Annotated in this window: 2 protein-coding genes; both read left to right on the top strand. The window is 39.3% G+C overall.

Features of this window, described 5'->3' with window-relative positions:
* Positions 1 to 32 precede the first annotated feature (32 nt).
* Positions 33 to 1,514 carry a PAS domain S-box protein gene (locus tag IIB39_11345; protein MCH8929290.1) on the top strand — a complete coding sequence of 494 codons (1,482 nt, stop codon included), beginning with the start codon at positions 33 to 35 and terminating at the stop codon, positions 1,512 to 1,514.
* Positions 1,511 to 2,610, top strand: a 1,100-nt coding sequence (locus IIB39_11340) for a sigma-54-dependent Fis family transcriptional regulator (GenBank protein ID MCH8929289.1), incomplete at its 3' end; no start/stop codon positions are given. The genes IIB39_11345 and IIB39_11340, both read left to right, overlap by 4 nt.

Below are 2,610 nucleotides of genomic sequence, written 5' to 3'. Positions count from 1 at the left end.
CCGAGGAAGCAAAAGAAAGATTAAGTGAGAAATTGAAACTTGCAGAAAGAGAACGAGCGCGGGCTGCGTTACGGGAAGGTGAACAAAGATACCGTACTCTGGTCGAGTCGATCAGTGAGTGGGTTTGGGAGGTTGATGACAAAGGTTCCTTTACATATTCGAGTCCGATGATAAAAAAACTTCTGGGATACGAACCCTATGAGGTAATCGGTAAAGCACCTTTTGATTTCATGCAGCAGGAAGATGCCGAACGTTTTAAAAAGAAATTTCATGATCTCCTCTCTTCAGATAAGCCATTTAAAGGTTTGGAGTATATAAATTATAATAAAAATGGGGAACGGTTAATCTTCGAAATGACCGGAAATCCGGTTTTCGACACGAAGAGGAATTTACAGGGTTATCGGGGTATTACCAGAGATATAACCGAGCGTGTAAAAAATGAGGAACAAATCCGTCAACTCTCAAGCGCAGTCGAACAAAGTCCCAGCAGTGTAGTAATAACTGACACAGACGGAAAGATAATCTATGTAAATCCTAAATTCTGCCGTGTATCAGGCTATACAGCAGAGGAAGTCATAAATAAAAATCCGAGAATTTTGAATTCCGGAATCCAGACTAAAATGTTTTACAAAGAGCTGTGGGACACAATCATGGAAGGAAAGGAATGGAGTGGTGAATTTCAAAATAGAAAGAAAAACGGACAAATTTACTGGGAATCGGCATTGATTTCACCAATCAAGAATTCCACAGGTGAGATCACTCATTTCCTGGCTGTAAAAGAGGATATTACCGAGAAAAAAAGAACACAAGCCTCTCTTGAACAATCTTCTAAACTTGCCGCGATAGGTGAATTAGCTGCAGGAGTGGCGCATGAAATTAATAATCCATTGACAAATATTATCGGTTATAGCAGAATACTAAGCCGAGAGATAGGTAGTGATTCAAGATATGCCGAGTACCTTGAAGGGATTAATGAAGATGCTCAACGCGCTCATAAAATAATTGGTAATTTACTTTCATTTGCAAGAGAAGCTCCGCTTGACGTTCAACCATCTAACATAAATGAACTGTTGGATAAAGTAATTAATCAGATTGACAAGGTGAAATCTCCACCGGATATCACTCTTAAAAATCACTTTCAAGAGAATTTACCAGAAATTTATATTGATCAAAACCAGATACAACAGGTATTTATAAACTTGATAAATAATGCGTTTCATGCTATGCCCGATGGCGGGGAGTTGTTCATAACAACCTCCTTAGATAAAGAAGGGGATCTATTGAATATTGAATTTAAGGATACAGGAATAGGTATTGAGGAAGAAAAATTAGGGAAAGTGTTTAACCCATTCTTTACAACGAAAGATGTAGGTAAGGGAACCGGATTAGGATTATCGATTTCATACGGAATAATCAAAGCACATGAAGGTAGCATTTCGCTTGAAAGCGAGGTCGGAAAAGGTACCCTATTTACCATCTCTCTTCCGACAACGAACGGACTGGAAAAATCGTGAAAGGGAAAATATTATTCGTAGATGATGATAAAGGTTCAAGGATTATTATACCGAATCTTTTATCCGAAGCCGGATTCCAGGTGACCGCATGTGAAAGCGGAGATGAGGCAATTATAGAGTTTGAAAAAGAAAATTACGATCTCGTATTAACAGATATTAGAATGCCGGGATTGGACGGGATGAGCCTGCTGAAATCACTCAAACAGAAATACCCCGAGCTTATAGTAGTAATGATTACCGCTTTCGCGAGTATCGATTCGACTGTTCAAGCGATAAAAGAAGGAGCTGAGGATTATATCACAAAACCTTACACAGAAGAAGATTTAATAAGAAGATTAGAGATAGTAATTGAGAAAAAACGGATTTTAGATGAGAATAAACGGCTTCAACTCGAGTTGTCCGCTAAATATCAGATGGGCAATATTATTGGCGTAAGCTCAGGAATGAAAGATGTGTATGCGTGGATTGAAAGAGCGTCAAAAAACAACTTAAATGTAGCCATATATGGAGAAACAGGAACTGGAAAAGAACTTGTTGCTCGGGCTATCCACTTCACAGGCGGAAGAGCGGATAAGAAATTTGTCACCGTTAACTGCGGATCCATACCGGAAACTTTGCTCGAAAGCGAGTTATTCGGTTATGCCAAAGGGGCATTTACAGGCGCAACAAAAGATAAAATCGGGCTGTTTGAATCTGCTGACCAAGGAACTCTATTTTTAGATGAGATAGGCGACATCAGTAAAAATGTGCAGGTAAAGCTTTTACGTGCTTTGGAAGAGGGGTTTATCAGGCGAGTCGGAGAAACAAAAAATAGAAGGGTGGACATACGCATAATTACGGCTACGAACAAAGATCTGGGTAGCATGATAAAAGAAGGGAGTTTTAGAGAAGACCTATTCTACAGATTACATGTCATCCCGATCTATCTACCGCCACTGAGGTTAAGAAAAGGAGACATCTCGTTATTAATTGATCATTTCTTAAAAAAATGTGGGAGTGAAGCTGGCAAGACCGTGAATGGTTTTACGTCAAAGGCTGTGGATTATCTTCTATCATATTTCTGGCCGGGTAACGTCAGAGAATTGGAAAATGTGAT

It is taken from the genome of Candidatus Neomarinimicrobiota bacterium (assembly GCA_022573815.1).
In the GTDB taxonomy this organism is placed as follows: Bacteria; Fidelibacterota; SORT01; order SORT01; family SORT01; genus JACZTG01.
Note: the sequence above shows the minus strand (reverse complement) of the source record. Positions and strands in the feature narration are given on the sequence as shown.